At 61.3% G+C, this 25,125-nt stretch carries 22 protein-coding genes, 1 tRNA gene and 1 pseudogene; 15 read left to right on the plus strand and 9 right to left on the minus strand.

Annotated elements, in window-relative coordinates; all coding sequences use genetic code 11:
- Position 1 precedes the first annotated feature (1 nt).
- A complete protein-coding gene (locus QRN36_RS20225) occupies positions 2–1,210 on the minus strand; it encodes an MFS transporter (protein WP_285425700.1) in 1,209 nt (402 codons plus the stop codon).
- 566 nt (positions 1,211–1,776) lie between these two features.
- Here QRN36_RS20225 and QRN36_RS20230 point away from each other — a divergent pair.
- From QRN36_RS20230 to QRN36_RS27695, 3 genes and pseudogenes are all read left to right on the plus strand, one after another.
- Positions 1,777–3,222, plus strand: coding sequence for a SulP family inorganic anion transporter (locus QRN36_RS20230; RefSeq protein ID WP_285425701.1), 1,446 nt, complete (start codon positions 1,777–1,779; stop codon positions 3,220–3,222).
- Between the two features lie 420 nt (positions 3,223–3,642).
- Positions 3,643–4,584, plus strand: a pseudogene (locus QRN36_RS27690) (cache domain-containing protein); the annotation flags it as partial.
- Between the two features lie 126 nt (positions 4,585–4,710).
- Positions 4,711–5,439, plus strand: a complete 729-nt coding sequence (locus QRN36_RS27695) for a methyl-accepting chemotaxis protein (protein WP_373568778.1) — start codon at positions 4,711–4,713, stop codon at positions 5,437–5,439.
- 84 nt (positions 5,440–5,523) lie between these two features.
- Here the strand turns inward: QRN36_RS27695 and QRN36_RS20240 are convergent, their stop codons facing one another.
- On the minus strand, positions 5,524–6,084 hold the full coding sequence (locus QRN36_RS20240) for a cysteine hydrolase family protein (RefSeq protein ID WP_285425703.1): 561 nt from the start codon (positions 6,082–6,084) through the stop codon (positions 5,524–5,526).
- A gap of 30 nt (positions 6,085–6,114) precedes the next feature.
- Entirely contained in the window at positions 6,115–7,038 is a 924-nt protein-coding gene (locus QRN36_RS20245; protein ID WP_285425704.1) for a LysR family transcriptional regulator, read from the minus strand.
- Between the two features lie 118 nt (positions 7,039–7,156).
- Here QRN36_RS20245 and QRN36_RS20250 point away from each other — a divergent pair, with 118 nt between their 5' ends.
- The 10 genes from QRN36_RS20250 to QRN36_RS20295 all read left to right on the plus strand — a co-directional run bounded on the left by QRN36_RS20250 (position 7,157) and on the right by QRN36_RS20295 (position 15,198).
- Positions 7,157–7,906, plus strand: coding sequence for a 3-oxoacyl-ACP reductase family protein (locus QRN36_RS20250; RefSeq protein WP_285425705.1), 750 nt, complete (start codon positions 7,157–7,159; stop codon positions 7,904–7,906).
- A gap of 164 nt (positions 7,907–8,070) precedes the next feature.
- Positions 8,071–8,160, plus strand: a tRNA-Ser gene (locus QRN36_RS20255).
- A 420-nt stretch (positions 8,161–8,580) separates the two neighbouring features.
- Positions 8,581–9,066: a helix-turn-helix domain-containing protein gene (locus tag QRN36_RS20260; RefSeq protein WP_285425706.1), complete on the plus strand. Its 486-nt coding sequence runs from the start codon at positions 8,581–8,583 to the stop codon at positions 9,064–9,066.
- Positions 9,067–9,133: 67 nt separating this feature from the next.
- The gene (locus QRN36_RS20265) at positions 9,134–9,565 is read left to right on the plus strand and encodes a DUF4124 domain-containing protein (protein WP_285425707.1); all 432 of its coding nucleotides are present in this window, start codon (positions 9,134–9,136) and stop codon (positions 9,563–9,565) included.
- Between the two features lie 161 nt (positions 9,566–9,726).
- Positions 9,727–10,125, plus strand: coding sequence for a nuclear transport factor 2 family protein (locus tag QRN36_RS20270; RefSeq protein WP_285425708.1), 399 nt, complete (start codon positions 9,727–9,729; stop codon positions 10,123–10,125).
- A 188-nt stretch (positions 10,126–10,313) separates the two neighbouring features.
- Positions 10,314–11,816 carry a cytosine permease gene (locus QRN36_RS20275; RefSeq protein WP_285425709.1) on the plus strand — a complete coding sequence of 501 codons (1,503 nt, stop codon included), beginning with the start codon at positions 10,314–10,316 and terminating at the stop codon, positions 11,814–11,816.
- 177 nt (positions 11,817–11,993) lie between these two features.
- A complete protein-coding gene (locus tag QRN36_RS20280) occupies positions 11,994–12,287 on the plus strand; it encodes a DUF6388 family protein (RefSeq protein WP_093467192.1) in 294 nt (97 codons plus the stop codon).
- A 148-nt stretch (positions 12,288–12,435) separates the two neighbouring features.
- Positions 12,436–13,128, plus strand: a complete 693-nt coding sequence (locus QRN36_RS20285; protein WP_285425710.1) for a crotonase/enoyl-CoA hydratase family protein — start codon at positions 12,436–12,438, stop codon at positions 13,126–13,128.
- Positions 13,129–13,378: 250 nt separating this feature from the next.
- Positions 13,379–14,155, plus strand: a complete 777-nt coding sequence (locus QRN36_RS20290) for a 1-acyl-sn-glycerol-3-phosphate acyltransferase (RefSeq protein ID WP_285425711.1) — start codon at positions 13,379–13,381, stop codon at positions 14,153–14,155.
- A gap of 71 nt (positions 14,156–14,226) precedes the next feature.
- On the plus strand, positions 14,227–15,198 hold the full coding sequence (locus QRN36_RS20295) for a magnesium and cobalt transport protein CorA (protein WP_285425712.1): 972 nt from the start codon (positions 14,227–14,229) through the stop codon (positions 15,196–15,198).
- A gap of 55 nt (positions 15,199–15,253) precedes the next feature.
- On the opposite strand, the gene QRN36_RS20300 is transcribed toward QRN36_RS20295, so the two are convergent.
- The 3 genes from QRN36_RS20300 to QRN36_RS20310 form a co-directional block, all read right to left on the minus strand.
- Positions 15,254–15,976 (minus strand): amidotransferase, encoded by a 723-nt coding sequence (locus QRN36_RS20300; protein ID WP_285425713.1) that lies wholly within the window; start codon positions 15,974–15,976, stop codon positions 15,254–15,256.
- Positions 15,977–16,117: 141 nt separating this feature from the next.
- Complete coding sequence (locus QRN36_RS20305) at positions 16,118–18,277, minus strand: 3-hydroxyacyl-CoA dehydrogenase NAD-binding domain-containing protein (RefSeq protein WP_285425714.1); 2,160 nt, start codon at positions 18,275–18,277, stop codon at positions 16,118–16,120.
- Positions 18,278–18,364: 87 nt separating this feature from the next.
- Positions 18,365–19,570 carry an acetyl-CoA C-acetyltransferase gene (locus QRN36_RS20310; RefSeq protein ID WP_285425811.1) on the minus strand — a complete coding sequence of 402 codons (1,206 nt, stop codon included), beginning with the start codon at positions 19,568–19,570 and terminating at the stop codon, positions 18,365–18,367.
- Between the two features lie 653 nt (positions 19,571–20,223).
- Here QRN36_RS20310 and QRN36_RS20315 point away from each other — a divergent pair.
- Positions 20,224–20,595: a rhodanese-like domain-containing protein gene (locus QRN36_RS20315; protein WP_285425715.1), complete on the plus strand. Its 372-nt coding sequence runs from the start codon at positions 20,224–20,226 to the stop codon at positions 20,593–20,595.
- 21 nt (positions 20,596–20,616) lie between these two features.
- Positions 20,617–21,423: a cytochrome c gene (locus QRN36_RS20320; protein ID WP_373568779.1), complete on the plus strand. Its 807-nt coding sequence runs from the start codon at positions 20,617–20,619 to the stop codon at positions 21,421–21,423.
- Positions 21,424–21,815: 392 nt separating this feature from the next.
- Here the strand turns inward: QRN36_RS20320 and QRN36_RS20325 are convergent, their stop codons facing one another.
- The 3 genes from QRN36_RS20325 to QRN36_RS20335 are packed head-to-tail and all read right to left on the minus strand — an operon-like array spanning position 21,816 to position 25,033.
- Positions 21,816–22,655, minus strand: coding sequence for a transglutaminase family protein (locus QRN36_RS20325; protein ID WP_093467169.1), 840 nt, complete (start codon positions 22,653–22,655; stop codon positions 21,816–21,818).
- Entirely contained in the window at positions 22,652–23,611 is a 960-nt protein-coding gene (locus tag QRN36_RS20330) for an alpha-E domain-containing protein (protein ID WP_093467166.1), read from the minus strand. The genes QRN36_RS20325 and QRN36_RS20330 overlap by 4 nt, the downstream gene beginning before the upstream one ends.
- Before the next feature lie 12 nt (positions 23,612–23,623).
- Positions 23,624–25,033, minus strand: a complete 1,410-nt coding sequence (locus QRN36_RS20335) for a circularly permuted type 2 ATP-grasp protein (RefSeq protein WP_093467163.1) — start codon at positions 25,031–25,033, stop codon at positions 23,624–23,626.
- Positions 25,034–25,125 lie beyond the last annotated feature (92 nt).

The raw sequence follows: 25,125 nt of genomic DNA on the forward strand, positions 1-25,125 counted from the left end.
GTCACCGCGTACGGGAAGAGGATTCGAGGCGTCTGGAGTACGACGCCCCCAGCAGATAAAAACAGCCGCCTGCCACGATAAAGCCCGCCAGCATATAGAACATGAAGTGCGCTGACTGGGTGGCCAGGGCAAAACCGCACAGCACCGGGCCGAGCGCGCCGCCCAAGTTGGAGAGGTTCTGGGCGCCGTAGTACATGCCGCGCAGATGAGCAGGCGCGATGCGATCAATGAACATGTATTCGGCGGGGAACACGATGATTTCGCCCAGGGTGAACACTGCCACCGCCAGCGACCAGTGCAGCACGGTCGTGGATAGCGTAAACCCCACGACGCCGGCCAGAAACAGGCTGAAGCCCAGCGTCAGCCACTGGTTGAGGTACTGGTGACTGATGTAGCGGCCGACGAAATACTGCAGGCAAATGACCACCGCCGCGTTCACGGCGACCACCGAACTGATGACCTGATAAGTGAATTCCGGCGTGCTGGTGGTGACCAGGTATTGCGACAGGTACGCCGTGAACTGGCCGAACACCACTGCGCTGAGCACGCCACCCACGGTGAAGCAGACAAGCCGATAATCCTTGAGCAGGATCCGGCCAACCGCCACGAACGAAACCGGCGCGTTGGCCGGGTCCGCCGAGCTGAGCCGGCGGTCACCGTAGAGCGCATACACGACGAAAAAACCCAGCCCCAGCGCGGCCGACGTCAGGAACGGCAGTTTCATGTTCCACTGCGCCAGCCCTGCGCCAATGAACGGCCCGACGGCGTAGCCGATGTTGATCAGCGTGTAGCGCACCGAAAACACTTTGCTCTGCTCGGCCACCGGCAGCAGCTTGCCGAAAGCGGCCTTGACGACGATGTCGATGACTGAATAGGCGAAGTTGAACGACACCAGAAACAGGAAGAACAGCCACAACTGCCCGGTCACGCACATGCCGACGAAGCCGGCCACGAAAAATCCGGTGAAACACAGGATCAGTCGGTAGCTGGATAATTTGTCCGTCAGGTAGCCGCCATACAGACTGAGCAACGAGCCGACGATCAAGGCGCTGCCCACCACCATGCCGATGTCGCTGATGCTCAGCGTGAAATTCGATGACAGATAGATCACCAGATAAGGCAAGGTGATCGCCCTGCCCAACGTCAGAAACAGCGACGACGACAGCAGGAGATTGACTGAGGCAGGGTAATGTCTGAGCGCGGCGAGCATCCGTGGTCTGTCCTCGACAGTGGGCAGTGATCATTCAAGCCAAACATCGTTACACAATCGCGCTTGACTGGACACCAGGATGAAATTTTTCCCTGCAGATTTTCCGGGTAAAGGCACAGTAGAGCTCCCTTTGATCAGCGGCGTAACACCCGACGCCTTCCCGGCTAAAGCCGGTCCTACGGAAAGTTGGCAGTTTCTGTAGATCCGGTTTCAGCGGGTCCTACGAAAAGCTTGTAGCGCCTGTAGGACCGGCTTCAGCCGGGAAGAGGCCAGTGTGTCGGGTGGAGATCTGGCGGCTGGGAGTCAGCCTTCGCGAGCAAGCTCGCTTCCACGGGATTTGTGTCTGGTCAGAGAATTTGTGTGTGTGCCTGGAAATCCCTGTGGGAGTGAGCTTGCTCACGAAGAGGCCAGTACAGGTGGCGCTTCTCATTTGCCTGACCCATCCATTCGCAGGCAACACCTGCCCCGACAGCTTTGTTCCGTACGCACTGCCCATGTCTGGCTGGCCCGATTCGCTCACATTCCGTAACATCCCCACCCTTTGCGCCCTTCTCCCCAGGTATTTCATGAAGCCCGCTCGTTTGCGCGCCGACGTTCTCGCCGGCCTCACCACCTCGTTCGCCCTCGTGCCCGAGTGCATCGCCTTCGCGCTGGTCGCGCACCTCAACCCACTGATGGGCCTGTACGGCGCCTTCATCATCTGCACGCTGACTGCGCTGTTCGGCGGACGTCCCGGCATGGTTTCCGGCGCTGCGGGGTCGATGGCCGTGGTCATCGTCGCGCTGGTCGTGCAGCACGGCGTGCAATACCTGCTGGCCACCGTCCTGCTGGGCGGGCTGGTGATGATCGCCTTTGGCGTGCTGCGCCTGGGCAAGCTGGTGCGCATGGTCCCCTACCCGGTGATGCTCGGCTTCGTCAACGGCCTGGCCATCGTCATCGCCATGGCTCAGCTCGAGCACTTCAAAAGCGGCGACGCCTGGCTCAGCGGCACCCCGCTCTACTGGATGATCGGCCTGGTCGCCCTGACCATGGGCATCGTCTATCTGCTGCCGCGCCTGACCCGCGCCGTGCCGCCTGCGCTGGTGGCCATTCTCGGCGTCGGCCTGCTGGTGTTTCTGTTCGGCCTGCCTACCCGCACCCTCGGCGACATGGCCCACATCGCCGGCGGCTTGCCGGATGTCGCGTTGCCCGACGTGCCCTGGAATCTGGACACCCTGCGCATCATCGCGCCCTACGCCATCCTGATGGCGCTGGTTGGCCTGCTGGAAACCCTGCTCACCCTCAATCTCACCGACGAAATCACGGAAAGCCGTGGCTACCCGGATCGCGAGTGCGTAGCGCTGGGCGTCGCAAACATTGCCTCCGGTGTCTGCGGTGGCATGGGCGGCTGCGCGATGATCGGCCAGACCGTCATCAACCTCAGCTCAGGCGGCCGCGGTCGCCTCTCAGGCATCGTCGCCGGGGTGATGATTCTGATGTTCGTGCTGTTCCTGTCGCCGCTGATCGAGCGCATCCCGCTGGCAGCGCTGGTCGGCGTGATGTTCGTGGTCGCTCAGCAGACATTCGCCTGGGCGTCGCTGCGCGTGCTGCGCAAAGTGCCGCTCAACGATGTGCTGGCGATCATCGCGGTGACCATCGTGACGGTGCTCACGGATCTGGCGACTGCCGTGGTGTTCGGCATCCTCATTGCGGCGCTCAACTTCGCGTGGCAGCAGGCGCGTGAGTTGTACGCCGACAGCCATGTCGAAGCCGATGGCAGCAAGATCTATCACCTGCACGGCACGCTGTTTTTCGCCTCCACCACGCCGTTTCTGGATCAGTTCGATCACCTCAACGATCCCGATCACGTCACCCTCGACTGTCGCCACTTGAGCTTTGTCGACTATTCAGCGATCGCGGCGCTGAAAACCCTGCGCGAGCGCTACCAGAAGGCCGGCAAGCATCTGCGCGTGGTGCATTTATCAGAGCGCTGCAAGCAACTGCTCAAGCGCGCAGGTGTGCATCACGCGTAGACGCCGCCCCACGGCCGGCGGCGGACAGCCCCGGCCGCCACTTTTTCGCGCACGACATTAAGAATTGTTCCAAAAGTACTCACGCTTTGTACACAACCTGATCGTTGACTATTTGCCGAGCGATCCGCCAAACGGTCGCAACGCTGGAGATCAAAGGGCCAGCACCGCAGCCCCGGTAATTTCCTGACCGCTCGATCAACTCAATGGCGCAGTAATTGCTCGTGCTCAGATCAGCGGCACTGTTCCATCGTGGTTGTGCGCTTTACTGCGGAGTTTTCTATGCCTGTCTGGCGAAAAAGTATTCAGTGGCAGCTGACATTGAGCATGGGGGCTGCGCTGGTGATCAGCAGCCTGATCGTGATCGCCATCTATGCGTTCGCGCTGAACAGACTCACGGATCGCTACCTGCTGCAGCAGGCCATGCCGGCCAGCGTCGAGGCCATCCGCAACGACCTTGAACGCCTGCTCGCCGCTCCCCTCACGGCGGCCAGCGACATCGCCGACAATACGTTGGTGTCCGAATGGCTGGATAACGGCGAAGACGCCGCGCAGCAACCGGCTTTTATCCGGTATCTGGCGAAAATCAAAGAACAGCACAACGCGCTGACCACATTCATCGTCGCCAGGGACAGCGGCCATTACATCACCAATAAAGGCGCCGACCGCACGTTGCAACGCGGGCCGGCCGAGAACAACTGGTTCTACGGCTTCCTCGACAGCAACAAACAGCGCTCGCTGGACATCGACATCGATGCCACGACCAAGGTGCCGACGCTGTTCATCAATCAGCGGATCGTGCACAACGGCAACGTCGTCGGCGTGGCCGGGCTCGGCTTTGGCATGAGCGCGCTGTCGCAGATGGTTCGCGATTTCCGTTTCGGCAAACAAGGCCAGGTGTACCTCGTCAGCCAGGACGGCCGGATCAAGGTGCATCCGAATGCCGACCTCAATGACCGTGAAACCCTGTCGCAACTGGTCGGCGAGTCTGCCGCCCGCAGGTTGCTCACCGAAAACGAGAACGGCCAGGCGCTGGAATTCAAGCGCGACGGGCAGGACTACGTCGCCGTCGCCAAGCCAGTCGCGTCGCTGGGCTGGACACTGGTCAGCGAGGTGCCGATGGCTGAAGTCTACGGCCCGGCCAAGGATGCGTTGACGCTCATCTGCGCCATCAGCATCGCAGTCGTGTTGTTCTTCCTCGGTTTCGTGGCATGGATCGCGCGCGGTATCGTGCGCCCGATTCGTCAGGTGACCCATGCGCTGGTGGACATCGGCGCGGGTCAGGGCGACCTGACCCGGCGGCTGGACGACAAACGCGAGAATGAACTGGGCGATCTGGCGCGCGGCTTCAATCGCTTCATCGAAAGCCTGCGCGCACTGATCGGCGATGCCTTGAAAACCAGCGAGCAACTGCGTCACAACGTCGTCGAGGTCACGCGGGTTGTCGACAGCACGTCGAGCCGCGCGCTCAAGCAACAGCAGATGACGGACATGGTCGCCACCGCGGTTCATGAGATGGGCCTGACCGTGCAGGAAATCGCCCGCAATGCCGGGGCAGCGGCCGATGTGTCGCGCAATACGCATCGGGAGGCGGTGTCAGCCAGGCAAGTGGTCGGTGAGTCGATCGACCACATTCAGAGCATGTCCGACGGCGTCGGCATCGCCGCAGGCGCCGTGGAGCATCTGGCCACGCAGATTTCGACCATCGATCAAGTGCTCAGCGTTATCCGCAGCATTTCCGAACAAACCAATCTGCTGGCCCTGAACGCAGCCATCGAGGCAGCGCGAGCTGGCGAAATGGGCCGGGGCTTTGCGGTGGTCGCCGATGAGGTTCGCACGCTCGCCGGCCGCACCCAGACTGCCACTTCGGAAATCCGCCAGATGATGAGCGAACTGAAGAGCGGCGCCGATCAGGCAGTCACCTCGATGCGTGCCGGACAGGCCGCGACCGGAACAGGTGTCCAAGCCAGCCGGCGTACCGGGGATTCCCTGGATGCCATCGCCGGCCACGTCGAAGAGCTGACCGATCGCAACCATCAGGTCGCCGCCGCCACGGAAGAACAGAGCACGGTGACCGAGGAAATCAATCGCAACGTACAAGGCATTGCCGACCTTGCGCAGTCCACCGCGCAAGACGTCAAGACGTGCAGGGAGGATTGCCTGAAGTTGTCGGAGCAGGCCGATCATCTGGCCATGCAGATGGCGCGCTTCACGTTGTAATGCAGACGGTGCCCGCCGTTTGACTCATGGGCAGGCGGCATTCACCTGCCGCCTGCCTGAGGTGCGCCCGCGGACTGTGCGCAGTCAGCCCAGCGCCCGGAGGATGTCTTCGGTGCCCAGCACCTGCGCATATTCGCCGTGCAGATTGCCCAGCGACATGGCGTGAATGTCTTCGGCACGGCGCGGCTGACCGAAGAAGTCGGCGCCGTCGAAGGTGTAGCACGCGTCGTGCGGGACGAACACGTCAAAGCCCAGATTGCCGCCGGTGCGCGCGGTGGATTCCACCGAGTTGTGGGTGACGACGCCGACGATCACGACCTGGCGGATCCCGTCCGCGCGCAGCCAGCCTTCCAGCGCCGAGTGGCAGAACGCATCCGGAACCTGCTTGTGCAGCTCGCCCTCTCCTTCGTGCGGCAGAAATTCGGGCTGGAATTCGACACCGGACTGCTGCGGCCAGAACACCGAATCCGGCGAGCGGGAGAAATGCCTGACGTGTATGACGGTTCGCTGCGAGTCACGCCAGGCCTCAAGCAGCGCCAGCATGTTCTGCTCGGCATCCGGGTTGTTGCGCCGTCCCAGTTTCGGGTGATTGATGCCTTGCTGCATGTCGATGATGACCAGCGCGGCTTTTTTATCAAACTTCATTGCATCCCTCTTTCCTCGCGCTCGCTCCCCTCACACGGCACTGAAATGCCGCGCCAGTTCCTGTCGGGCGAACTGCTCAATGATGAAATCCACGAACGCCCGGGTCTTGCCGGGCAACAATTTGTGTTCACTGTAATAAATGCAGATGTTCCCGTCCTCGACATACCAGTCGGGCAGCACGCGCTGCAACGTACCGGCGCGCAGGTAAGGCACGGCGAAGGGCATGCTCACCAACGCAACGCCCAGACCCTGCACCGCCGCGCGGCAGGCGGCCTCGGAATCGCTCATGGTCATGCGCAGCTTCAGCCGCAGCGGCGTCTGCTCCTGAGTGCGATGGGTCAAGGGCCAGGACCGGATCCGCCCGGTCTGCGGCGAGCGGATCAGGATGCCGTCGCACTCGCTCAGATCGTCCGGGTGTGAAACGTGAGCATTTGCCAGCATCCAGTCGGGTGAGGCCACCAGGACGCGGTGCGCCGGGGCCAGCTTGCGCGCCACCACGCCCTGAGGCAGGTCGAAGCCACCGCCGATGGCGGCGTCGAATCCCCCGCCGATCAGGTCCACCTGGCGGTTGTCGAAATGCCAGTCGGGTGTGATCGCGGGGTATCGGCTCAGAAATTCACCCAGCAGCGGCATCACGTACAGGCAGCCGAATATAGTCCCGACACTGACTTTCAGCGTCCCGGCCGGACTGCCCTGCGCGCTGGCCAGATTGGCGACGGCGTGCTGGATGGTGTTCAGGCTGCTGCCGACTTCGGCCAGAAAGCGCTGCCCGGCTTCCGTCAGGGTCAACTTGCGGGTACTGCGTTGAAACAGTCGCACGCCCAGCCGCACTTCCAGTTTCGCCACGCTCTTGCCTACGGCGGCTGGGGTCAGGCTCAGGCGTCTGGCGGCTTCGGCAAAACTGCCGACCTCCGCACTGCGCACGAAGCATTCGAGGCTGCTGAAATATTCCATGGTTCGTATTCACAACTTCTGGTTTACACAGACTATAGCGATTACTGGCTACCGGTAACGTAATCCAGGGCAGATACTTCAGTCATTCACCCACTCTCAACGGTTACAGGAGATCGACATGACTCATCCCACCAACCTCATCGGCAAGACAGCACTGGTTCAAGGCGGCTCGCGGGGCATCGGCGCAGCCATCGTCAAACGTCTGGTCGAACAAGGCGCGGCCGTCGCCTTCACCTTCGTAAGCTCCGAAGAGAAAGCCCGCGCCCTGCAGGACAGCATCACAGCGGCAGGCGGCAAGGCGCTGGCGATCAAGGCCGACAGCGCCAGCGCCGAGGACATTCGCAGCGCGGTGGCCAAAACCGTCGACACTTTCGGCGGCCTGGACATCCTGGTCAACAACGCGGGCGTGCTGGCCATCGCGCCGCTGGACGAGTTCAGCCTCGAAGACTTCGACAAAACCCTGGCCATCAACGTGCGCAGCGTCTTCATCGCCACTCAGGAAGCCGCTCGCCATATGAAGGAAGGCGGTCGCGTCATCAATATCGGCAGCACCAACGCCGACCGCATGCCGTTTGCCGGCGGTGGTGTCTACGCCATGAGCAAATCGGCGCTGGTCGGCCTCACCAAAGGCCTGGCGCGCGACCTCGGCCCGCGCGGCATCACCATCAATAACGTACAGCCCGGCCCGGTCGATACCGACATGAACCCGGCCAACAGCGACTTCGCCGAAACCCTGCTAGGCCTTATGGCCGTTCCGCGCTACGGCAAGTCCGAAGAAGTCGCCGCCATGGTGGCCTACCTGGCAGGCCCGGAAGCGGGCTACGTGACTGGCGCCAGCCTGACCATCGACGGCGGCTTCGGCGCCTGATCCCAAGGCTGATCGGGAGCGAAAAAGCCCCGGACTTCGCAAAGAAGCCGGGGCTTGCTGCATTTCTGCTTAACCGCATGAAAATTCTGAAAAAAAGTTTTGCCTTCGCCAGAACTTTCGACTACATTAGCGCGCCTCGACAGACTGAACGTCTGAAGAGATACGGTGAGGTGTCCGAGTGGCTTAAGGAGCACGCCTGGAAAGTGTGTATACAGGAAACTGTATCGAGGGTTCGAATCCCTCCTTCACCGCCATATTCGATTCACGCTAAAGCCCCGATTTTCCTAAAGAAAGTCGGGGCTTTTTCGTTTCTGGCAAATAAATTAGGGCAGATTTAGGGCATCAATGTCCCCTGCTGCGCAAATCCTGCCTCTCCTCTTCCCGAGGGTGATCGCACGACAGCCGATCCATCGCCAAACCGCTACTCGCCATCCGTATGAATGCGCCACCTATCCAATGCGACAGAATTTTTCATCCTGTCGGGGTTTTATTCATCAAGCGGTAGCAAGACATCGGAAAACTCGCCGCTTGAGTGTATGAAGGTCTATGTTTACCCCTTGTTTCCAACAGGTGAAGCATTACGAGCACCTGAAGGTTCCTCACTGGATCGCCCGCCACCATTGCGCACCCCATTAAAACCATAACCAGGGTGCGAATTTCGCAGGAGAAGGTTGATGAACGGTATCGGCAAACGTTTGAGGCAGGAAAGGAAGCGGTTGAAACTGACGCAAAGCGCGCTGGGCGCCATTGGGGGCGTCGAAGCCAATGCGCAGGGTCATTATGAAAGCGGGCAGCGTCTGCCCAGAGCGGATTACCTGTTCAGGATCGCGGCGGCCGGGGTGGATATCAGCCGCGTGGTCACTGGCATCGAGTCAACCAATCGAATGGAGGTGCCGTTGATGCCGGTGCTGGCGGCGTCGCCGGCCGAGGAGGACTTCGACAGTTCGGAAAGCGTGGTGAAGATCATCGGTCAGCTTCGACAAAGCCTGTGGGTCACGGCCAATGCTTTGTGCGAAGTCACGCGGCTGGTGGATTCGAAAGACCAGCGCGCGAGCCTGGACCATGTCGAGGATCATCTCAAAGTGCTGCAAGGCGATGCCGACATGTTCGCGGCGCTCGCACTGGCGAAGGTGCAGAAAGCCAATCACGAAACCCACTGACGCCGGTCAAGCACCGCTGACAGCGACTCCCTGCAATGGTAGCCTTGCGCCATACAGGGAGGTTTCGATGAGCAGGTTTTCCACGATATTCGCAGTCCTGGCGCTGGTGTTCTGCACCGCGGCCCATGGGGAAGTGTTCAAGTGCGTCACCGAAGAGGGCAAGGTCAGCTTCGGCTACAGCCCCTGCCCGACCTATGTGGGCCAGACCACCGTGCAACGCGCGGGTCCGGCGCGAATCGGCAGCGAGTGGGAGGACGCTGATTTCCCTTATCGCCTGAACAAGAATGCGACCGAGATTCTGCAGATCAGTCGCCGCAGGAAGCTGATCATCACCAACGAAAAAGAAATCGCCGACCGCCTGCAAAGCATCCGGCCGCCGCCACCCGGCGTGCCCTCCACTTGCGTGGCGCCTCGCTACGACAGCGCCTGCTTCGACCCTTCCGGCGGGCGCGTGCGTCAGCCGGTGAAGAGCGGCCTGGTGAAATCCGGCGGCAATTGAACCTCTGCCTTTGGCCGTGACGATCGCCGCAGGCGCCTGCCTCTGCTCGGCGGCATAGTTCTCGATTTTCTGAACTAAGTTTTTATCGGCACCGATGTTACCGAATGTGAGAGCTGCTTAAAGTCAGGCCCCATCGCCAGAACCACAACAAAGAGACGGCCATGACCCCCATCGAACACCGCGAAGAACAGGTCCGCCAGGCAGCGCAGGCGCTGGTCGCAGCCTTCGCGAGCAACGACACCGAAGCCTATTTCGCCGCATTCAGCGACGACGCCACGTTCCTGTTTTACACCCTTCCCGCCCCGCTGCTGTCCCGCGCCGCCTATCGCCAGGTATGGAACGGCTGGCAGGCGGATGGCTTCGCGGTGCTGGGCTGCGAATCGAGCAACGTCAATATCAGCTTGCAAGGCGATGTCGCGATCTTCATGCACGATGTGGCCACGCAGGTACGCTTCGGCAGCGAAGAGAGCCGCTATCAGGAGCGCGAAACCATTGTGTTCCGTCTGCACGGCACGCGATGGCTTGCCTGCCATGAGCATTTGTCGGCGATGGCGGACTGACCCGCTGAATCACACGGCGAGCGCCCGAAGAGGCGCCGCCTGACCTTCTAACACCAACCACCGCTGTACCTCTTTTACGGTCGGACTGCCGACCACTGCCAATGCCACGACCGGGCGACGTCCGGTCGAAAAACGGGCCGACATTCCGTGTCAGCCTCATAACAACACGACAGCGTGCAGGACATCTCATGTCACACCCCACCACCAGCATCGAAACATTCGGTGTCGAACAGATCCCCGATGATCAACGCGACGCTTCTCCCATCGATCTGTTTCGCCTGACCTTCGGCGGCGCCAACACCTTTGCGACCGCCGTGCTCGGCAGCTTTCCGGTGCTATTCGGCCTGTCCTTCCAGGCAGGCGTCTGGTCGATCATCCTCGGCATTGTGCTGGGCTCGATCATCCTGGCGCCGATGGGCCTGTTCGGTGCACTCAACGGCACCAACAACGCGGTTTCCTCTGGCGCTCACTTCGGCGTACACGGGCGCATCGTCGGATCGTTTCTATCGCTGCTGACCGCCGTGGCGTTTTTCTCGCTGTCCGTGTGGAGCTCGGGGGATGCATTGATCGGCGGCGCCAAGCGGATGATCGGCCTGCCGGAAAACGACATCACGCTGGCGCTGGCCTACGGCGTATTTGCCGTGCTGGTCCTGGTGGTGTGCATTTACGGCTTCCGTTTCATGCTGTGGGTCAACAAGATCGCGGTGTTTGCTTCCAGCCTGCTGTTTCTCTTGGGCATCGTGGCCTTCAGCGGCAGCTTCGATTCAGGGTTCGCCGGCACCGTCAGTCAGGGCAGCGAAGGGTTCTGGGCCGCGTTCATCGGCGCGGCGTTGCTGGCCATGAGCAACCCGGTGTCGTTCGGCGCGTTTCTCGGCGACTGGTCACGCTACATTCCGCGTCATACCTCGAAAAAACGCATCATGGCCTCGGTGTTTCTGGCACAGCTCTGCACCTTGATCCCGTTCCTGTTCGGTCTGTGCACGGCCACGATCGTTGCCACCCAGGCGCCGCAATACATTACCGACAATAACTACGTCGGCGGCCTGCTCGCGGTGTCTCCAAGCTGGTTCTTCCTGCCGGTCTGCCTGATCGCGATCATCGGCGGCATGTCCACCGGCACGACCTCGCTGTACGGCACGGGTCTGGACATGTCGAGCATGTTCCCGCGTCTGCTGAATCGCGCTCAGGCGACGATTCTGATCGGGATCGCGGCCATCGCCTTCATCTTCATCGGACGTTTCGCCTTCAATCTGGTGCAGAGCGTGTCCACGTTCGCAGTGTTGATCGTCACTTGCACATCGCCATGGATCGTCATCATGGTGCTGGGACTGATCATCCGTCGTGGCTTTTACCACCCGGCTGACCTGCAAGTGTTCACCCGCGGCCAGAGCGGCGGGCATTACTGGTTCGAGCACGGCTGGAACTGGCGCGGCCTGGGCGCCTGGATTCCCAGCGCGGCGGTCGGCCTGTGCTTCGTCAACCTGCCTGGTCAGTTCGTCGGCCCACTCGGCAACCTGGCCGGCGGCATCGACATCAGCCTGCCGATCACGCTGGGCCTGGCAGCGCTGCTGTATATAACGCTGCTGCGCACCTTCCCGGAACCGGTGGGGGTGTATGGCGATCACGGGCCGCACCCGCTGCTGGGCGAAAACGCTCATCGCAACGACAAGAAACCCATGGCGATCGGCTGAATTCCCGGGGCAGATAAAGAAAGGGCCTGCCGCTGAGCAGGCCCTTTTCATTTCCGCTACCGACCGACGGCCCGCCTGTGGGTGGCGCGCATCGGTCACATCCAGCACAATCGCGATTCGCGTCACAATCCCGACAACAGAAAAACGTCAGCTCGAACCACAGGAGATCTACCTCACATGAATAAAGAAGAATGGATCGAAGCTGCCCTGCCGAAATACATCGTGACCAACCCGGCTCTGCAGGAAGAGATCTCAGGTCTGAGCCTGAAAGATCAGCAAGACCAGATTCGCTGGGCCTTCGAAGACGAAGCCGAAGCCGTGAACCTTGAAACCTGGGAGCTGGCTTTGCGGTTCAGCGACAAATCCGAGGACGAAGTCGCAGCGCTGCGACTGGCGGTGCACAAGGAGGCCGCCGAGGCGCTTGACATGGACTGGGACGAGTACTGCGAGCTGAACACGCTCGAAGTCTGAACCACCGCCCCTCCCCACTTCGGGCCGCGACCTTCACTGCCCTCCACGCGGCCCGAATCCCTGACTCATCGGTCACCCTTTACGCTTTACCTGGCCTCGACGGGTGAGTAACGTCTGCGCCACTTCAAAACAAAAAAGGACTCGCCCCATGAGTGATCTGGTCGCCTATCAACTGGAAGACGGCGTCGCCACGCTGACCCTGAGCAACGGCAAGGTCAACGCCATCAGCAACGACGTGATTGCCGCATTCAATGCCGCTCTGGATCAGGCCGAGAAGGACCGCGCCGTCGTCATCATCACCGGCCAGCCAGGCATCCTATCGGGCGGCTACGACCTGAAAATCATGACTTCCAGCCCTCAGGCCGCGCTGGATCTGGTGGCCGAAGGCTCGACCCTGGCGCGGCGCATGTTGTCGCACCCCTTCCCCATCGTTGTCGCGTGCAGCGGCCATGCCGTGGCCAAAGGCGCATTTCTGCTGCTGTCGGCGGATTACCGGATCGGGATTGTAGGGCCGTTCAGCATCGGACTGAACGAGGTGCAGATCGGCATGACCATGCACCACGCGGGAATCGAACTGGCTCGCGACCGACTGAGCAAAAGCGCTTTTGGTCGCTCCGTGATCAATGGCGAGATGTTTGACCCCAAAGGCGCGCTGCAGGCGGGCTTCCTGGACAAGGTCGTCACAGCCGAAGAACTGACCGACGCCGCCCGCACCGTCGCCCTGCAGCTGAAAAAGATCAACATGAGGGCGCACAAGCAAACCAAACTCAAGGTGCGCAAGGACTTCTTAGAGACGCTGGACAAGGCCATCGAACTGGATCGCCAGCATCAGTTTCAATGATGCCTGACTGACCTTCTTTTCCTGCAGGACTCAGCGTGCTGATGATCAGGCGCTGCGCGTTGGCAACGGCCAGCGACTGCCACCAGCAGCCGCAGGCGCGCTGAGCTCCTGGGGGAATGGCCAGATGCTTTGCCAGAGACGCTTCGGAAACATCTGCTTAAACACGGTCAAACCATCTGTCCGTCGGCCAATTGCCGATTTGAGTGCACATCCGTAAACTGCGCCACCTTTTATTTCCAGGGTGGTCTGCATGCTGTTCGTTCTGCGTATGTCGCTGATGGGTCTGCACTTTGTCCTTGCCGGCTTGCTGGGCCTGCTGATCGGCATCTGCCGTCCTTTCAATCCGGACAACAGCCGTCTGTGCGCGCGACTGTACGCCCTGCCCGCCATGTGGATTCTGCGCCTGCGCCTCAAGGCCCAGATGGCGCCCCACTTCGAACGCACCCGCCCGTGCGTGATCATTTGCAATCACCAGTCCAATTACGACCTGTTCATCCTCGGCAATATCGTGCCGCCGCGCACAGTCTGCATCGGCAAGAAAAGCCTGAAGTGGGTGCCCTTCTTCGGCCAGCTGTTCTGGCTAGCGGGCAATGTACTGATCGACCGCGGCAACCCGCTGCGCGCTCGGCATTCGATCAGGCAGACCACCGAAACCCTGCAACACCAGGACACCTCGATCTGGGTATTCCCCGAAGGCACCCGCAATCTGGGCAAGGGCCTGCTGCCGTTCAAGCGGGGCGCGTTTCAGATGGCCATCGACGCCGGCGTGCCCATCGTTCCGGTATGCGTCAGCACCTACGTGCGCGACATGCAACTGAACGCCTGGGACAGCGGCCAGGTGATGATTCGCTCGTTGCCGGCCATTTCCACCACCGGCCTGACCGGCGACGATATCCCGGCGCTGATCGAGCAGTGCCACAGCCAGATGCGCGCGAGCATCGAGCAGATGGACGCGCAACTGCGCAACCCGGTGCCCGCCGCCCAAACGGCAGCTGAACAGCTGACACAAAACCCTCGAACTCGCTGAGATTCGCCGACTCTGAACTGGAGAGCGCGCTAAGCTGCGCAGCGAATCCTCAGAAGAAGAAGCTGATCACCATGGGTCGAGTTGTTGCGGCTGCCGTCTATACCGCCGGAAAGAAAGTCACCAACATCACGCTGGACGAAGGCGCTGCCTGGGCGGCCAAGCCCGGACACTTCGTCTGGATCGGCCTTGAGCAGCCCAGTGCTCAGGAACTGGCGACGCTTCAAAAGCAGTTCAACCTGCACGAACTGGCCATCGAAGATGCGCTGGAGGTCCACAGCCGGCCCAAGCTCGAAACCTTCGGCGACGCGCTGTTCATCGTGACGTACGCGCCGATCCGCGAGAACGGCAAACTGCAGTTCATCGAAACCCACATCTTCGCTGGCAAGGGTTACATCATCACCTCGCGCAACGGCGACTCGAAGTCTTATGGCTTGGTCCGTCAACGCTGCGAGGCGCGGCCACTGTTGCTGGAGCACGGCGAAGACTTCGTGCTTTACGCGCTGCTGGACTTCGTCACCGAGAACTACCAGCCGGTCACCGAGGCCATCCACTGCGAGCTGGAGGAACTGGAGCACAGCGTGCTCAGCTCCGAACTCAACGAAGCCGACATTCACCGGATTCACAGCCTGCGCCGCGATCTGCTGCGTTTGCGTCGCTACGTGGCGCCGATGGTCGAGATCGGTGAAGAGTTGCAGAAACTCAGCTTTCCGTTCATCGACAAGAACATGCGGCCTTATTTCCGCGACGTGGAAATTCACGTCAAACGGCAGATGGAGGACCTCGCCAACCTGCGTGACATCGCCAGCCAGACCATCGAGATCGGCCTGTTGCTGGAGTCATCGCGACAAAGCCTGACCCAGCGCAAGTTCGCCGCCTGGGCCGCGATTCTCGCGTTTCCCACCGCGATCGCCGGGATCTATGGCATGAATTTCCAGAACATGCCGGAGCTGAGCTGGCACTACGGCTACTATGTCGTGCTGGGCGTGATTGTCAGCGGGTGCGGGATCTTGTTTGCGAGCTTCAAGCGCTCGGGCTGGCTGTGACGGCCCGGATGACCGACATTGCGCGCCCTGACCGAACGGGGCGCGCGTCGAACGATCAGGCCACCTGAGGCTTATTGGCCACAAAGCGCATCATCCACTCGGCAACTGCGGTGCCGTGGTGGTCTTCTTCAAGGCTCGCGATGCCCTTGCTGTAGACCTGCTCACCCAGCGCTTCCTGACGAATGTCCAGAAGCGTGCGTGAATAGTCGTGGATGAATTCCGGATGCCCCTGGAAACACAGCACCTGATCGTTGATGTGGTAGGCGGCAAACTGGCAGAAGTCGCTGGATGCCAGCACCGTCGCGCCTTCCGGCAGCGCGGTCACTTGATCCTGATGACTGATGAGCAAGGTCAGCTTGTCCATCGCCGGGGTCATCCACGGCTTGGCCGGGGCAAGGTCGTAATGATGGATGCCGACGCCCCAACCCTGCGTCGCGCGCTCGGTCTTGCCGCCCAGCAACAGGGCCAGCAGTTGATGACCGAAGCACACGCCCAATAGCTTGTCGCCCCGCTTGTAGCGGTCGAGCAGGTAAGTCTTGAGGGTCTGAATCCACGGATCGGTGCCGAATGAATCAGCCTTGGAGCCGGTGATCAGGTACGCATCGAACTGCTCGGCATCGGGCGGATAATCCCCTTGCATGACGTTGTAGACGACAAACTCGGCGGGAATCGGCTGACGGGCGAAGAGCGACTGAAACATCCGTCCATAACCTTGATATTGATCGACCAGTTCAGGGCGAAGAACGTCGGTTTCCAGAATGCAGATGCGTAACGACATAGAAATTCCTGAAGCGACAAAGCGAAAATGCGTACAGCCAAGCCTGCCTTGAAGCCTGGAGCAAGGCAAGACCCGTTTGCGTCATGACGCTGCGCGAGGCTGAACCGAGGCTTTCCAAAACGTGCAGACGGTTCGCGGCCCTCAATCAACAGACCGTGCCTGGAAGCGTTTGCCGTTCAGGGCCATTTCCAGTAGCGAAGCAGGCGGCGCGAAGCGGTCGCCGTAGTGTTCCGCCAGGTACTGCGCGCGGGCGACGAAATCCTTGAGGCCGTACTGATTGATGAACTGCAGCGCGCCGCCGGTCCAGGCCGGGAATCCGATGCCGTACACCGAGCCGATGTTCGCGTCGGCAGTCGAGCGCAGCACGCCCTCGTCCAGACAACGCACGGTTTCGATGGCTTGAATGAACAGCAGGCGGTCGCGAATTTCCTGGCCACCGATCTGCGCCTCGGGCTTCTCGAATCTGGCCTTGAGCTGCGACCACAAGCGCTTGGGCTGGTCCCGCGGATAGTCATAGAAACCCGCACCGGCAGCCTTGCCTGCGCGCTGAAACTCATTCACCAGCAGCTCGACCACCGCATTCGCCGGATGCTCGACGAGGGTTTCGCCTTGCGCTTCCAGGTCCTTGCGCGCCTGTTGGCGAATGTGGCTCATCAGGCTTAGCGACACCTCGTCCGAAACCGCCAGCGGCCCCACAGGCATGCCCGCCTTGCGCGCTTCGGTTTCGATCATCGCGGCATTGACGCCCTCGCCCAGCATGGCGATGCCTTCGTGGGTGAACGTGGCAAAAACCCGGGAGGTGAAAAAGCCTCGCGCATCGTTGACCACGATGGGGGTCTTGTTGATCTGCTGCACGAAATCGAAGGCACGGGCCAGGGTCATGTCATTGGTGCGCGCGCCTTTGACGATTTCCACCAGCCGCATCTTGTCCACCGGACTGAAAAAGTGCATGCCGATGAAGCGCTCCTGACGACTCACCGCACTGGCCAGCCCGGTGATCGGCAGCGTCGAGGTGTTGGACGCAATGACCGCGTTCGGTACCACGACTTGCTCGGCAGCGGCGCTGACCTGCGCCTTGAGCTCGCGGTCCTCGAACACCGCCTCGATGATCAGGTCGCACCCTTCCAGATCACTGTCGCGGCCAGTGGTCTTGATCCTCGCGAGCACTGCATCGCGCTGCTCCGGGGTCATCCGTCCCTGCGTCACCTGTTTGTCGAGCAGGCGCACTGAGTAATCCTTGCCCTTTTGCGCAGCCGCCAGATTGAGGTCCTTGAGCACCACATCGATGCCCGCCAGCGCGGTCACGTAAGCGATCCCGCCCCCCATCATGCCGGCCCCGAGAATGCCCACCTTGCGCATGTGATAGACCGGAGGCGCCTTGGGCCGCGACTCTCCGGCATTGACCTGATTGAGCTGGAACCAGAAACCGATCATGTTCTTGGCGATCTGGCCGGTGGTCAGCTCAGTGAAATATCGCGCTTCGATCTTCTCCGCCGTCGAGAAATCCACCTGTGCACCCTCCACCGCCGCGGCAAGGATTTTTTCCGGCGCGGGGTAGCAACCTTGAGTTTTGCTGCGCAGGATCGAAGGGGCAATGGCGAGCATCTGCGCCACTTTAGGATGACTGACCCCGCCACCGGGAATCTGAAAGCCAGGTCGGTCCCAGGGTTTTTCCGGCGCCGGATTGGCGAGGATCCAGTCGCGCGCCTTGGCGATCAGGTCGTCGGCATCGCTGGCGATTTGATCGATCAGCCCGATTTTTAGCGCCTGCGCAGCGCTCAGGTTGCGACCTTCCATCAGCAATGGCAGCGCTTTTTCAAGGCCCAGCATGCGCACCAGACGCACGGTTCCGCCACCGCCGGGCAGCAGGCCCAGGGTGACCTCGGGCAGACCAAGGCGCACGTGCTTTTCGTTGAGGGCAATGCGCTGATGACACGCCAGACACAACTCCCAGCCGCCGCCCAGCGCTGCGCCGTTGATGGCCGCGACCACCGGTTTGCCGAAGGTTTCCAGTGCACGAAGTTGCGCCTTGAGGTCCAGCGTCATCTGGTAAAACCACGCGGCACGCGAGGTGTCGACCTGAATCAGCTCGTTCAGGTCGCCACCGGCAAAAAAGGTTTTTTTCGCCGACCTGATGATGACGCCGAGGATGTCGTCGCGATCGCGCTGGAGCCGTTCGAGGGTTTCACCCATCGCCTGCCGATAGACAGCGTTCATGGTGTTCGCCTGCTGGCCAGGCATGTCCAGGGTCAGCGTGACGATCTGGTCGGGGCCGATTTCATACGCGATGGCATCAGTCATGCGGTCGTTCTTCCTGAAACGGTTTCGAATGTGAGTTGCTCAACCGGGGCAGCCGTCGGCAAGCGCTGCAAAGGCTGCGCCGGCAGCTCAGACCCGCTCGATAATGGTCGCGATTCCCATGCCGCCGCCGACGCATAACGTCGCCAGGCCGTAGCGCAACTGCCGCGCCTCCAGCTCATCGAGCAACGTACCGAGGATCATGCAGCCGGTGGCGCCCAATGGATGGCCCAAGGCGATGGACCCGCCGTTGACGTTGACCCTGGCAGGGTCGACACCCATGTCTTTGATGAACTTGAGCACCACGGATGCGAAGGCCTCGTTGACCTCGAACAAGTCGATGTCCTCGATGTTCAGCCCCGCCCGGGCCAGCGCCTTGCGCGTTGCCGGCGCAGGCCCCGTCAGCATGATGGTGGGATCGGTGCTGGTCACCGCAGCGGACACGATTCGCGCCCTCGGCCGCAGCCCCAGCGCCTGCCCTTTTTGCGCCGAACCCAGCAGCATCAACGCCGCCCCATCGACGATGCCGGAACTGTTGCCCGGTGTGTGCACGTGCTCGATGCGCTCGACGTGGCTGTAGACGCGCAACGCCGTGGCGTCATAACCCAGCTTGCCGATGGCTTCGAAACTGGGCTTGAGCCTGCCCAGGCCTTCAAGCGTGGTGTCGGCGCGAATGAACTCGTCATGATCCAGCATCAGCATGCCGTTGGCATCGCGGACCGCTACCAGCGAGCGCCGGTAAGCGCCTCGTTCCCGGGCCATTGCGGCTTTCTGCTGGGACTGCAGCGCAAACCGGTCGACGTCCTCGCGCGTGAAGCCTTCCAGCGTTGCGATCAGGTCTGCGCCAATGCCCTGAGGGGTGAAATGGGTGTGCAGGTTGGTCTGCGGGTCCAGCACCCAGGCGCCGCCATCGCTGCCCATCGGCACCCGTGACATCGATTCGACGCCGCCGACCACGACCAGATCCTCGAAGCCGGAGCGGACCTTCATGGCGCCCAGGTTTACCGCCTCAAGTCCCGAGGCACAGAAACGATTGACCTGCACACCGGCCACCTCCACCGCCCAATCGGCGACCAGTGCGGCCGTCTTGGCGATATCGGCGCCCTGATCGCCGACGGGCGTGACGCAACCGAGCACGATGTCATCCACCTGACTGGTGTCCAGATGACAGCGCACCTGCAACGCCTTCAAGAGCCCGGCCACCAGGTCGACCGGCTTGACGCTGTGCAGCGCGCCATCGGCCTTGCCCCTGCCACGCGGTGTGCGTAGCGCATCGAAAATAAACGCCTCGATCATCCTGTCCTCGCGCTCTGCTCGAATGGCCTGCTGGAAATAGGTCTGTTGCGTGCCGCCGTTACCATAGCTGGCATGTCCACGGATGCAATGATCAAAACGATCAGCGCCCTTGACCGCCTTGTAGGGTAGCCGCTTGTAGGACATTTCGGGGTCAGACGAACGGTAGCTCGCTACAGGAAGTGAATCGTTTAGCCCGAAAGCGTCTAGCAAGGGAATGTCTGCGCGGTGGCATTGCGCCTTATACCTATTACGCTAGGTAGAGTGAAACGGGAAATACCCAAGCGATCTAAGGCGCGCTGCACGCGGGCTCTAAGGTTAAGTCTGTAGCAGAGGCGCAATAAAAACCGACTCTTTCAGCGCCCGCCGTCCGCGATTCATTGATCGGGACATCTGCTCTTTGACTCACCTTTGCCAGCTGCCCGCTTCTGCCATCGCCGAAGCCGGAGAGCTTTTGTCGCTCAGGAATAACAAGAAAAGGCATACGTCATGTTCAAACGCTCAAAAGTACGTCAGGCCGGACTCATCGTTTTCGCCACCACGCTGCTGCTGATTTTGCCCAATCTGACCCGATTGTTCGGCTGACCTCACCACAAGGACTTGCGGCGAATTGCATTTGTGCCACCCTTTCTGCATTCAGCCAGAGGGATGGACACATGCGTCAGTGGTGGGCAGTTTTCGCGTTGGGCTTGAGTGCAGCGGCACACGCCGGGCCGGTTGAGCAGGCTGCGGCGGTGGCAGCGATCAAGGAGGGCAAACTTGCCATCGACGTTCGCAGCCAGAGTGATTACGAATCGGGGACGGTGCTCAACGCCGTGCGCGTCGATGACCGGCGGCTGGTCAATCAGCTCAAGCAGGTCATGACCGATCGCAACCTGGTGCTGGTGGTCTTCAGTTCCAGCGACGCCCGCGCCAGCAAGGCTCAGGACCAGCTGAAGAAAGCCGGTTACACCAGCATCATCAACGGCGGTTCCTACGATGAGTTGCACAACGCGCTCTACGACGTCACTGACGATCCTGCGGAGTAGCCGGTTTTGCGTTTATTTCTGATGCTGGCCAGCATCCTGACTGCCCTGCCCGTTCATGCCGCTCAGTTGACGATTGACCTCGGCAATGGCTCGCGCATGTGGAGCACCGCGCAACTGCTCGAACACCCTCAAGCGCAAGACATCGACATTCCCGACGATGTTTCCTACAAACGAACCATGCACTATCGCGCTGTGCCGATGGCTGCGCTGCTTGAAGGGGTGCCCGTCGACGCGCACCTTCAGGCGATCGCCACCGACGGCTTCGCGGCCGAAATACCGGCCGCGCCCTTGCTGCACAAGAGCGGGTCGAGGGCCTGGCTGGCCATCGAAGACCCCGCACACCCTTGGCCCGGGCTGAGCAAGGACAAGCCCGGCGCAGGGCCGTTTTATCTCGTGTGGACCGACCCTGCCGCCAGCCGGATCAGCCCCGAACAATGGCCCTTCGCCGTTGGCAGGATTCGCCTGCTGAGTCCGGTGGCCGAGCGCTTCCCGGCCCTGCTGCCCGACGCGAAGCTTGCGGCGGACGATCCGGTGCACAAGGGGTTTGCGCTGTTTCAGAAGAACTGTTTCGCGTGCCACCGCTTGAACGGTGCGGGGGATTCGCAGCTCGGCCCGGACCTGAACATTCCTCATAATCCCACCGAATACTTCGCCGGCGATTATCTCAAGCTGTACATCCGCAACCCCCAAGCCCTGCGCCAGTGGCCACAGGCGAAGATGCCGGCGATCACGCCAGAGGTGCTGTCGGATGAGGAATTGGGCCAGGTGGTGAGTTATCTGAAGCACATGGCTGCCAGAAAGGTTACAGGTTCAGCAGCTAGCCCATGAGTCAGAGCGTGAGCCGGGGTTCTTTAACTCCCGTTCGATCAGCGGAGTATCGCCTGACGCCTTCGCGAGCAAGCTCGCTCCCACAGGATTTGTGTCGGCCAGGGAATTCGGGAAGCTCGGAAATTGATGTGGGCGTGAGCCAGATGCCTTCAACGCCATCGATCAGCGGCATGACACCCGACGCCTTCCCGGCTGAAGCCGGTCCTACGAACAGCTCGAAGCGTCTGTAGGACCGTCCTTCTCGGCTAAATCCGGGTCCTACTAATACCTCACAGCGTCTGTAGGACCGGCTTCAGCCGGGAAGAGGCCGTGCATATTGTGGAGATGCAGTCTCTGGAAACCAGCCCTCGCAGGCGCGCTCACTCCCACGGAATGAAGCGCTTCATCGCATTCTAGGACTGCCGCTGCACCTGCATCTGCACCACGGGCTGTGCAACAGGCACCGCAATCGGCGCCGAAGGCGACACCACGACCTTCGCGTGCATCTGCTCGCAACCGCCGCCGCGACGCATGCCGCGTACCGGGCAGGCGTCCAGATAATCGAGACCGACCGCGAGTTTCAAATGACGCTCCGGAATCGCCAGCCGGTTGGTGACATCGAAGCTGTACCAGGCGTCGTCGATCCACGCTTCGGCCCAGGCATGGCTGGCCAGGTGCTCGCTGCTGTCGCTGTACAGGTAGCCCGACACATACCGCGCCGGCACGCCCAGGCTGCGGGCGCAAGCGAGAAATGCGTGGGTATGGTCCTGACACACGCCAGCGCGGTTGGCGAAGGCCTGCGCCGCGCTGGTGTCGACGGCCGTAGCGCCCGGCGTGTAAGTGATGTGCTGATTCAACGCCTGCATCAAGTCGATCAAGGCATTGCGATCCGTGCGCTTTTTCGTTTCCTTGGCGGCGAAACTGCGAATCGCCTCGTCAGCCTCGGTCAAACGGGTGAAGCGCAGGAACGGCAGCGAAGACTGGCTCTCATGCTCGGCCTCTCGCGTTTCATCGATCTCGACCTGGCCCCGTGCGCCGATGACGATGGCCTCATGAGGCTCGTCCATGGTCAGCACGTGCAGGATATTGCCGAACGGATCGATCTGCGCACGCACCGGACGCGGCAAAGCCAGTTGCCAGCTAAGCACCTGCTGACGCTCGCTGTCGTGTGGGGTCAGACGCAAATACTGGATGCTGGCGCGGACCTGATCGTCGTAGTGATAGGTGGTCTCGTGGCTAATCGAGAGTCTCATGCAGCCTCCAGATAAGAAGTGTGGATAACGTTACCCAGTTGGGCCAGCAGCGGAATGAATTCGTTCAACCATTCGTGCAGCCCCTCCGCGAGGATTTCATCGATACCGGTGTAGCGCAGCCGCGCATCGAGTTCGGCCGCCAGACGCTGCGCCGGACGACCATTGGCACCCGGCAGACTCGCCAGAATCATGTCCAGTTCTTCCAGGCAGGCGCGCAGCGAACGGGGAATGTCGGCCCGCAGCAACAGCAACTCGGCAACCTGCCGCGCGCCCGGCGCATCACGATAGACCTCGGTGTAGGCCTCGAATGACGACAGCGCGCGCAGCAACGCACTCCACTGGTAGTAACCGGCCGCCGAACTGTCTGCTGCCGCATTGGCTGCCGGGCCGCGCAGCTCGAGCATTTCGTAGCGGGCGTCAAGCAGGCGCATGGTGTTGTCGGCGCGCTCGATGAAGGTGCCCAGGCGAATGAAACGGAAGGCATCGTTACGCATGATGGTGCCGTAGGTCGCGCCGCGGAACAGGTGCGAACGCTCCTTGACCCACTCACAGAACCGGCTCATGCCATAACGGCTGAGACCCTGTTCAGCGATGCCGCGAATTTCCAGGTAGGTCGCGTTGATGTTTTCCCACATGTCCGCGGTAATCCGCCCACGCACGGCATGGGCACTGGCCCGCGCGGCGGCCAGGCAACTGAAGATGCTGGCGGGGTTGGCTGCGTCCAGGGCGAAGAAATGCAGCAAGCGTTCGGCATGCAACTCGCCGTGGCGCTCCAGGTAATCGTCCAGCGTTCCGGTGATCAACAGCGGCATGGCGAGTTCATTCAAGCCGTCGCCGCGCCCGTCCTGGGGCATCAACGATAACGAGTAACTGACGTCGAGCATCCGCGCGAGGTTCTCGGCCCGCTCCAGGTACCGCGACATCCAATATAAATCCGAGGCAGTTCTACTTAGCATTGGCAGGCATCCTTAATCCTCGACCACCCAGGTGTCCTTGGTTCCGCCACCCTGCGACGAGTTCACCACCAGCGACCCTTCGCGCAACGCCACGCGCGTGAGTCCGCCAGGTACGACGCGGGTTTCGCGGCCAGACAGGACAAATGGGCGAAGGTCGATGTGTCGCGGGGCGATGCCGTTCTCGACGAAGGTCGGACAGGTCGACAGGGACAAGGTCGGTTGAGCGATGTACGCATGGGGCTTGGCTTTGAGTCGCGCGCGGAACGCTTCGATCTCGGCTGCAGTGGCGGCAGGCCCCACCAGCATGCCGTAGCCGCCGGAACCCTGGGTTTCCTTCACCACCAGATCGCCGAGATTGGCCAGCACGTGAGACAGCTCCTCGGGCTTGCGGCATTGCCAGGTCGGCACGTTCTTCAGGATCGGCTCCTCGTCGAGGTAGAAGCGGATCATGTCGGTCACGAACGGATAGATCGACTTGTCGTCGGCCACGCCGGTACCGATGGCATTGGCCAGCACCACGTTGCCTGAGCGATAGGCCGACAACAGGCCCGGCACACCCAGCATTGATTCGGGGTTGAACGCCAGCGGATCGAGGAACGCGTCATCGAGGCGGCGATAAATCACGTCGACTGCTTTCGGCCCGTCGGTGGTGCGCATGAAGACACGGTCATCGCGCACGAACAGATCCGCGCCCTCGACCAGTTCGACACCCATCTCGCGCGCCAGAAACGCGTGCTCGAAGAACGCGCTGTTGAACCGTCCCGGCGTGAGCACGACGACGCTCGGGTTATCCAGAGGGCTGGAGCTCTTGAGGGTGTCGAGCAGCAGATTCGGGTAATGATCGACCGGAGCGATGCGCTGGGCGGCGAACAGCTCGGGGAACAGCCGCATCATCATCTTGCGATCTTCGAGCATGTAGCTCACGCCGCTGGGCGTGCGCAGGTTGTCTTCAAGCACGTAATAGGTGCCGTCTGCGTCACGAACCAGATCAACGCCGGAGATGTGCGAATACAGGTCGCGGTGCAGGTTCAGGCCCTGCATCGCCAGTTGATACTGCTCGTTGGCAAGCACCTGTTCGGCCGGGATGATGCCGGCCTTGATGATGCGCTGGTCGTGATAAAGGTCGGCGAGAAACATGTTCAGCGCCTTGACGCGCTGAATGCAGCCGCGTTCGACCACGCGCCATTCACTGGCGGGGATGCTGCGAGGAATCGTATCGAAGGGAATCAGTCGCTCGGTTCCCTGCTCGTCACCGTACAGCGTGAAAGTAATCCCGGCGCGATGAAACAAAAGATCGGCCTCACGCCGACGCTGAGCGAGCAACTCAGGCGGCGCTTCGCCCAGCCAGCGGGCGAATTCCCGATAATGTGGACGGACACCGCCGTCTACATCGTACATCTCATCATAAAAGGTGCGGATCATGCCGTACTCCTTGTCACCATGGACACATGGGCCTTCGCAAGGCCCGTGCCAGCGGCATAAACGCTTATAAATCAATTGGTTGAATAAATTCG

The organism is Pseudomonas sp. efr-133-TYG-103a, from assembly GCF_030209235.1.
Classification (GTDB): domain Bacteria; phylum Pseudomonadota; class Gammaproteobacteria; order Pseudomonadales; family Pseudomonadaceae; genus Aquipseudomonas.

What these genes read in the sequence shown, in the direction of transcription:
- QRN36_RS20225 (WP_285425700.1), bottom strand. Translation starts at nt 1,210, where the DNA reads ATGCTCGCCGCGCTCAGACATTACCCTGCCTCAGTCAATCTCCTGCTG.
- QRN36_RS20230 (WP_285425701.1), top strand. Translation starts at nt 1,777, where the DNA reads ATGAAGCCCGCTCGTTTGCGCGCCGACGTTCTCGCCGGCCTCACCACC.
- QRN36_RS27695 (WP_373568778.1), top strand. Translation starts at nt 4,711, where the DNA reads ATGGTCGCCACCGCGGTTCATGAGATGGGCCTGACCGTGCAGGAAATC.
- QRN36_RS20240 (WP_285425703.1), bottom strand. Translation starts at nt 6,084, where the DNA reads ATGAAGTTTGATAAAAAAGCCGCGCTGGTCATCATCGACATGCAGCAA.
- QRN36_RS20245 (WP_285425704.1), bottom strand. Translation starts at nt 7,038, where the DNA reads ATGGAATATTTCAGCAGCCTCGAATGCTTCGTGCGCAGTGCGGAGGTC.
- QRN36_RS20250 (WP_285425705.1), top strand. Translation starts at nt 7,157, where the DNA reads ATGACTCATCCCACCAACCTCATCGGCAAGACAGCACTGGTTCAAGGC.
- QRN36_RS20260 (WP_285425706.1), top strand. Translation starts at nt 8,581, where the DNA reads ATGAACGGTATCGGCAAACGTTTGAGGCAGGAAAGGAAGCGGTTGAAA.
- QRN36_RS20265 (WP_285425707.1), top strand. Translation starts at nt 9,134, where the DNA reads ATGAGCAGGTTTTCCACGATATTCGCAGTCCTGGCGCTGGTGTTCTGC.
- QRN36_RS20270 (WP_285425708.1), top strand. Translation starts at nt 9,727, where the DNA reads ATGACCCCCATCGAACACCGCGAAGAACAGGTCCGCCAGGCAGCGCAG.
- QRN36_RS20275 (WP_285425709.1), top strand. Translation starts at nt 10,314, where the DNA reads ATGTCACACCCCACCACCAGCATCGAAACATTCGGTGTCGAACAGATC.
- QRN36_RS20280 (WP_093467192.1), top strand. Translation starts at nt 11,994, where the DNA reads ATGAATAAAGAAGAATGGATCGAAGCTGCCCTGCCGAAATACATCGTG.
- QRN36_RS20285 (WP_285425710.1), top strand. Translation starts at nt 12,436, where the DNA reads ATGAGTGATCTGGTCGCCTATCAACTGGAAGACGGCGTCGCCACGCTG.
- QRN36_RS20290 (WP_285425711.1), top strand. Translation starts at nt 13,379, where the DNA reads ATGCTGTTCGTTCTGCGTATGTCGCTGATGGGTCTGCACTTTGTCCTT.
- QRN36_RS20295 (WP_285425712.1), top strand. Translation starts at nt 14,227, where the DNA reads ATGGGTCGAGTTGTTGCGGCTGCCGTCTATACCGCCGGAAAGAAAGTC.
- QRN36_RS20300 (WP_285425713.1), bottom strand. Translation starts at nt 15,976, where the DNA reads ATGTCGTTACGCATCTGCATTCTGGAAACCGACGTTCTTCGCCCTGAA.
- QRN36_RS20305 (WP_285425714.1), bottom strand. Translation starts at nt 18,277, where the DNA reads ATGACTGATGCCATCGCGTATGAAATCGGCCCCGACCAGATCGTCACG.
- QRN36_RS20310 (WP_285425811.1), bottom strand. Translation starts at nt 19,570, where the DNA reads ATGATCGAGGCGTTTATTTTCGATGCGCTACGCACACCGCGTGGCAGG.
- QRN36_RS20315 (WP_285425715.1), top strand. Translation starts at nt 20,224, where the DNA reads ATGCGTCAGTGGTGGGCAGTTTTCGCGTTGGGCTTGAGTGCAGCGGCA.
- QRN36_RS20320 (WP_373568779.1), top strand. Translation starts at nt 20,617, where the DNA reads ATGCTGGCCAGCATCCTGACTGCCCTGCCCGTTCATGCCGCTCAGTTG.
- QRN36_RS20325 (WP_093467169.1), bottom strand. Translation starts at nt 22,655, where the DNA reads ATGAGACTCTCGATTAGCCACGAGACCACCTATCACTACGACGATCAG.
- QRN36_RS20330 (WP_093467166.1), bottom strand. Translation starts at nt 23,611, where the DNA reads ATGCTAAGTAGAACTGCCTCGGATTTATATTGGATGTCGCGGTACCTG.
- QRN36_RS20335 (WP_093467163.1), bottom strand. Translation starts at nt 25,033, where the DNA reads ATGATCCGCACCTTTTATGATGAGATGTACGATGTAGACGGCGGTGTC.